Here is a 6,058-nt window from a genome sequence, read left to right as displayed (position 1 = left end):
AATCTGTGGGATAAGACTTTCGTGCCATACCGACTATCTATGTAAATACACTGCACATGAAGTATTTTATCGTTATCATAACTCCTTTCTCCTGGCTTTTAGATTTACTTTATAAATAGCCTCTAAGTCATGAAAATCTTTAAAAGATTTGGTTTCATGTTTCCCTGCTTGATGGTAATGTTCTGAGAATTTTTTCACTGTGCTTCTCCTTGAAAATTAGTTATTGATCTTTAATTATTAATACCTGGACTACTGAAATACTTTATGAGTACTTTAGTTGAGTCAAATTATCATCTTTCTATTTACTTAGAACAGCAGATGTGTTATTCACTGTATTTGCTTCGATATCTTGCAAGGTGTGTACTGGCTTGACATGAGGGGGACGAATACCAAAAGCTAAAATTCGGGCAGGAATATCACGCAAAATTGGTAAACGCAGATATAGCGGTAGCTTTAGGGTGTTATCTGATTGCAGTGCTTTGGCAGTAATATTGGTCTGGATAAATGATTGAAATGCTTGGATTGTGCGGATAGATAATTCTCGCTGTTGCTGTACTTTTGCTAAGTGACTCAGTTGTACCTCACCTGCTTTGAGTGGAGCGCCTAAGACGTTTGCCGCAACCACAGCATCCTGGATAGAATAATTGATCCCCACTCCGCCTACAGGAGACATCACATGGGCAGCATCACCAATAAACAGTAATCCAGGGCGATACCAACGCTTAAGAAGACCCACTTCAACTGAGAGTAGGGATGCTTGCTTCCAATCTTGGAGATGCTCGACGCGATCGCTAAATTCCGGTACTACTTCCACCACTGACTTTCGTAGTGCTTCAATGCCATCTGCATGGAGTTGGTTGTAATAGCCTTTGGGAATGATATAGGCAAGTTGCCAATTGCCATCAAAGGTATTGTACATAACTATGGCGCGTTTGGCTCCAAAGCGGGCGATTAGACCCTCTGGGTCGTCAGAGTGTCGAGGTAGGCGGAACCAAAACAGATCCATTGGTGCTTTCGCCTTGATCTGTTCCATACCTGCTAATTGCCGAACACGGGAAAAGCGCCCATCCGCACCAATTGTCAGGTTTGCCCGGATTTCGTGCCAGCCACCACTGCCACGGTAGCGAACACCGCGAATGATTCCGTCTTCTGCAATTAGCTCTTGTACATTCGCACCCATTAACAACTGAAAGTTTGGATATTGTTTGGCCTCGCTAGTCAAAAACTCAATAAACTTTCCTTGAGGAAGGATAGTGGCGTATGGATGTCGAGTCTTCAAACGACTGAAATCGGCAAACACGAGCCTCTGATCGGGGGTCATGAAGTCAATTCTGTCAGTCTTGGTGTGGGGAATTTGCTGGAGCAAACGGTTAGTCAGACCAAGTTCGTCCATAACTTCCATTGCTCCGGCGTGAATGATGTCACCCCGAAAGTCGCGGTCAAAATTCTTATGTGCCTCAACCAGGATTGTAGGAATACCTTGACGCGCTAACATTAATGCTAAAACAGCCCCTGTAGGGCCACCGCCAACAATACAGCAACTTGTTTGCTGGACGTCAAGAATAGCGCGATCGCTGTTGATGTCATCTGAGCTGACTTTAACAGACATAAATACAAATTTCTCCTACCTACGAATCTGAGATAATCGAGTCTGATGTCGCTGAATCAGGAAAAAGAAATCTACCTCAGCTAATAAGGATTTCACCCAATATCCGAGCTGCTGCTAAACAGTCATCTTGGGTAATATTTAGGTGGGTAACCGCTCTAAGCGATCGCTTGCCACTGGCACTGAGAAACACACCGCGCTCCTGTGCTGCTTTTGCCAACGCTGTAGCATCAAGAACATCGGCTGTCAGGTTAAACCAGATAATGTTTGTCTCAACGGTTGCTGGTTCCAAAATAATGCCGGGGATATCTGCTAGCATTTGGGCTAGTAATTTCGCATTGGCATGATCCTCTGCTAAACGTTCAACATGATGCTCCAAAGCATACAAACCAGCAGCCGCCAAGATTCCTATTTGTCGCATGGCACCACCAAACATTTTCCGTAAGCGATGGGCGCGGTGAATTCGCCCTTGATCGCCACAAATCACACTTCCCGCCGGTGCCCCTAATCCTTTAGACAGACAAAACGTCACAGTATCAAACGGCTCTGCCCAAGTTTTCACAGGTATATTGCTAGCTACTTGGGCATTGAAGATACGCGCACCATCTAAGTGCAAGCGCATTCCACATTCACGGGCAGCAGTAGTTGCATCTTGCAACTCGTTGAGATCCCAAACCCAGCCACCACCACGATTGTGAGTGTTCTCGAATGCAACAACAGTCGTAGGACTTTGATGATGGTTATCTGGTCTATAAGCGGCACGAACATCATCCGCAGTAAATTTACCATTGCTACCGATGACTTGAAATTGTAGACCGTTGAGAGCCGCACCTGCACCACCTTCATATAGGTAGCAGTGGCTACCAGTGCCAATAATTACCTCGTCACCAGCTTGGGCTAATGTACCCAATGCGATTTGATTTGCCATTGTACCGGAGGGGACGAATAATGCTGCCTCTTTACCAGTTAACTGGGCAGCGAGTTCCTCTAGTCTCCGAACCGTAGGGTCTTCACCGTAAACATCATCACCAACTTCGGCTACAGCCATCGCTTGACGCATATTTTGGGTTGGCTGAGTTACTGTGTCACTGCGTAAATCAATCATGGCTAAATTCCGAGATTATTGAGAAAAGGTAGAGGGCATAGGATATGGGGTATTGGTTTATTCTTGCTTCTCTACCTTCTTGACTATTTCAGTAGCTGGTTTAAATCCCTAACTCATAAACGAAGAAGCTTTGGTATTGCGGTGCATCTACTGGGCCAAGTGATTTTTTGGACAGCTGTTGGAAGCCGCAAAGTTTAAACTCTTGTTCCGCAATTAACGATGACATCTTGTGCTCATCGCCAAAATTTGTAATTAAGTCATCATGAGTAGCTCGAAGCTCATCAATCACTACAGCTAAACAATTGCGTTCCATTGCGTAATCAACAACATATCTGTACCAAATCCAGAGTGCTTGTTGCCGCCGTCGCTCTAGGTCATGGGCTATTGGGGGAATGTATTTTTCTTTTTGATAAGCTTCTACCTCAGCAGTATTAGTTAAGATATAGCCGTTAGCAATATAAATTTGTTCAGCGCTACTAATGCGTGCTGCATGAGTTGCATCACAATAATCTGGACAAAACTCATCACCTAAAATCAAAACACCATCTTTTCGCAGCACTTGCTTGGCATGAGCCAGATAGTTTTTAGGTAAATGATGATGCGCTCCCCAAGAAAGGATGATATCTACAGGTTCTTTCCATTCTATAAATGGACGGTCGAAAATTTTAGCACTAGTATTGCCTAGACGGCGTTGTAATTTGCTAATAACATGAGGTTCATCCTCATTAACAATGAGTTCTATTTCCGGTATCCGAGTTACTAGTTTAGAAGCAAAATACCCACTGCCACTGCCCACATCAAATACGCGGACTGGTCGTCCCAAGCGTTGGCAGTGCTGCTTTACCAATTTAGTGATATATGCGTCGCCCTCAGGGATTTGTGGATGTCCTTTACGCATTTGCGCCGCGATATCTACTTCTTCAAACTCCACGTAAATCTGGGGATGCTCTGCAACAAAAACAGACATAATAAATCTCCTGTAGCAAAAAATAAACTGTCTTTAATTGATGAACGGAGAGGTTATACTCCCCCGTTCATCAGTCAAGTTATTACGGCTTTGGGTAATTCGTAATTACCTTTGGGTAATGGTTTCAGACATTTCAAATGGCTGACTTAATTACACCTTCTTGTGTTAGTGAGTTGTTCAAGCAAGTCCAGATGGTTCGAGTTCGCGTACTGGGGAGGTGTGTGCCAATCCTAGTCGAGGTTTGGTAACGACATATACACCATCAATCGCCCCGGCTGCGGTTAGCGAGAAGAATCCTTCTACAGCATTGAAGAATTGAGCATTGTTCTGGATTGCTGCATCGGTGGACTTGTCTTTGAGTACCTGCTTATCTTGACGCAGGTTGTGGTTTTCTTTAATCCGCTTTGACATCTCGCCGACAACAAGATCGGGTAGTGCTTCTTGAACGTCTACCAAGTCCTCAACTCCAGACACCAGGTTCAAGAATGCTAGCTTCAAGTCAGCACCACTAAAATCGTGGCGGCTGAGTTTTTGTGCTTCCCAGAAATAGGAATCTTTACCACGGTTTTGATCGTAGAAGGCGGATACGAATACCAAGAATCGTAGATAAGCCTGCCGATAGCTCTTGTCATAGAAATTAGCAGCTTGCTCTTCGTTGACTTCGCCGCGCAGAATACTAGTGATACTAGCTGCTGCTAACAGGGCGCTGTAGGTGGCAAGATGTACTCCACTTGAGAGTAAAGGGTCTAAGAAGCAAGCGGCATCTCCAGACATGAAATAGCCTGAGCCACAGAAGTAATCGGATGTGTAAGAGTAATCTTGCTCAACTTTTACATCTGAAACTAGCTCCCCAGGCGCAATCATGTCCTGAATTAAGGGACATTGTGCAATCGCGTCTGCATAAATCTCCTCTAATTTCTTCGTGCGTCTTTCTTTGTAAGCCGTTTTGTGGATCACCACACCGATGCTCATGGTTTCCTCGTCTAGTGGGATGCCCCACAACCAACCTTCAGGAATTGAGCCAACAGCGATCGCACCCTCTTGTCCGGGTAGTCTCTTGACGTTCTTCCAGTAGCCCCAAATAGCCATGTTCTGAAATACGTTGTGCTGATGACGGTTTTTCAAGTAGCGCGTTGACATAATCCCAGCGCGACCCGACGCATCAATCAAGTATTTAAAGGAAATTTCTCCTTTATCACCATTAGACTGCGACCAAATTGCACTGCATGGGCGATCACCATCGAAGGAGATTTGACGAATTTCTGTTCCTTCAAAAACCTTCACACCCTGGCTTTTAGAATGCTCCAACAACAAGTGATCAAATTCAGCACGGCGAACTTGAAAGCTATAGGTGTGATCTCCTGTCAGTTCCCCAAAATTCAGACTCCATTTTTCTTTCCCCCACTCTAAGTAAGCTCCTGGCTTGCGTTGGAATCCCTGCGCTTCTACTTTTTCTCGCACACCAAGAAGGTCAAAAATCTCTAACGCTGATGGTAAAAGTGATTCGCCGATGTGATAACGTGGAAAAACATCCCGCTCTAACAAAGTGACATCAAAACCTTCGCGTGCTAAGAGAGTAGCCGCAGTAGAACCGGCGGGGCCTCCACCAATAACTAAAATTTGTGTGGAATTCGGTATAATCGACATAGCAGGATTCATTTCCTTAAAAGATTGCAAATTCTAGACAACAGTTGCTTCTCTTTGTGTTGGACAGTCAAGTTTAGGACGCTGGGCTGTACTGACAAAGAAAGAGCAATTAGTAGAAAAAGTGAAAAATGTATGAACTAGAGAGTTCTAACCCTATCCGGCATGAAACCGAGATACGTGTAATTTCCTGCAAGATGAACTAACAATCTTTTAGGGTTTACCTAATAAGATTTATGCACTCCAGGTTTTAAAGTAAGCGCAAGGTTTGACTGAAAAGCTTTCTTCATAAATAAAGGCGTGTCTGCAAGGGAGCAACGCGATTTTGTGAGGTCGGATCAAAAACCAGCGATCGCTAAAACTTACATTCGTGTATGAGGTAATTTTATTTGCAATAAATATACGTAATTACACGAAAAATCATCTTGATGAGATATCTCAAAAAGATTGCTAGTAAATTATTTGATGATTATTTCCAAATATATCTGCAATAAGTCTTTAAGACTTGGTATCAATTATGGCAGAAAATAAATTAAGTAGATAATTGAAGTAGGCATCACCGTGCCAAAACGGGAAATTTGTACGCTAAGGCTGAAACCAAGATGGGACACAATACTGCTCGGTTAAGGAGAAATAGAGGGTAAAACAAAGAAAATAGTGTTCGCGAATTGTTTACGCGAACAAGATGATTGGACTTACTTTTTCTCTTTGAGGCTATCGTACAAGTCCACCCAAT

At 43.8% G+C, this 6,058-nt stretch carries 4 protein-coding genes; all 4 read right to left on the bottom strand.

Annotation, left to right across the window (positions count from 1 at the left end; all coding sequences use genetic code 11):
* Positions 1-298: 298 nt before the first annotated feature.
* On the bottom strand, positions 299-1,609 hold the full coding sequence (locus LC608_RS36000) for an FAD-dependent oxidoreductase (RefSeq protein ID WP_229558077.1): 1,311 nt from the start codon (positions 1,607-1,609) through the stop codon (positions 299-301).
* Positions 1,610-1,685: 76 nt separating this feature from the next.
* Positions 1,686-2,711 (bottom strand): low-specificity L-threonine aldolase, encoded by a 1,026-nt coding sequence (ltaE, locus tag LC608_RS35995; protein WP_229558076.1) that lies wholly within the window; start codon positions 2,709-2,711, stop codon positions 1,686-1,688.
* A gap of 100 nt (positions 2,712-2,811) precedes the next feature.
* Positions 2,812-3,678, bottom strand: coding sequence for a trans-aconitate 2-methyltransferase (locus LC608_RS35990; protein WP_229558075.1), 867 nt, complete (start codon positions 3,676-3,678; stop codon positions 2,812-2,814).
* Positions 3,679-3,855: 177 nt separating this feature from the next.
* Positions 3,856-5,325 (bottom strand): NAD(P)/FAD-dependent oxidoreductase, encoded by a 1,470-nt coding sequence (locus tag LC608_RS35985; protein ID WP_229558074.1) that lies wholly within the window; start codon positions 5,323-5,325, stop codon positions 3,856-3,858.
* Between the last annotated feature and the right edge of the window lie 733 nt (positions 5,326-6,058).

Origin of the sequence: Nostoc sp. XA010 (genome assembly GCF_020829625.1) — a bacterium.
GTDB lineage: Bacteria > Cyanobacteriota > Cyanobacteriia > Cyanobacteriales > Nostocaceae > Nostoc.
The sequence above is the reverse complement of the archived record's forward strand: the minus strand, read 5'-3'. Positions and strand labels throughout refer to the sequence as shown.

Coding starts and splice junctions, on each gene's coding strand:
- LC608_RS35990 (WP_229558075.1), bottom strand. CDS start 3,678: ATGTCTGTTTTTGTTGCAGAGCATCCCCAGATTTACGTGGAGTTTGAA.
- ltaE (WP_229558076.1), bottom strand. CDS start 2,711: ATGATTGATTTACGCAGTGACACAGTAACTCAGCCAACCCAAAATATG.
- LC608_RS36000 (WP_229558077.1), bottom strand. CDS start 1,609: ATGTCTGTTAAAGTCAGCTCAGATGACATCAACAGCGATCGCGCTATT.
- LC608_RS35985 (WP_229558074.1), bottom strand. CDS start 5,325: ATGTCGATTATACCGAATTCCACACAAATTTTAGTTATTGGTGGAGGC.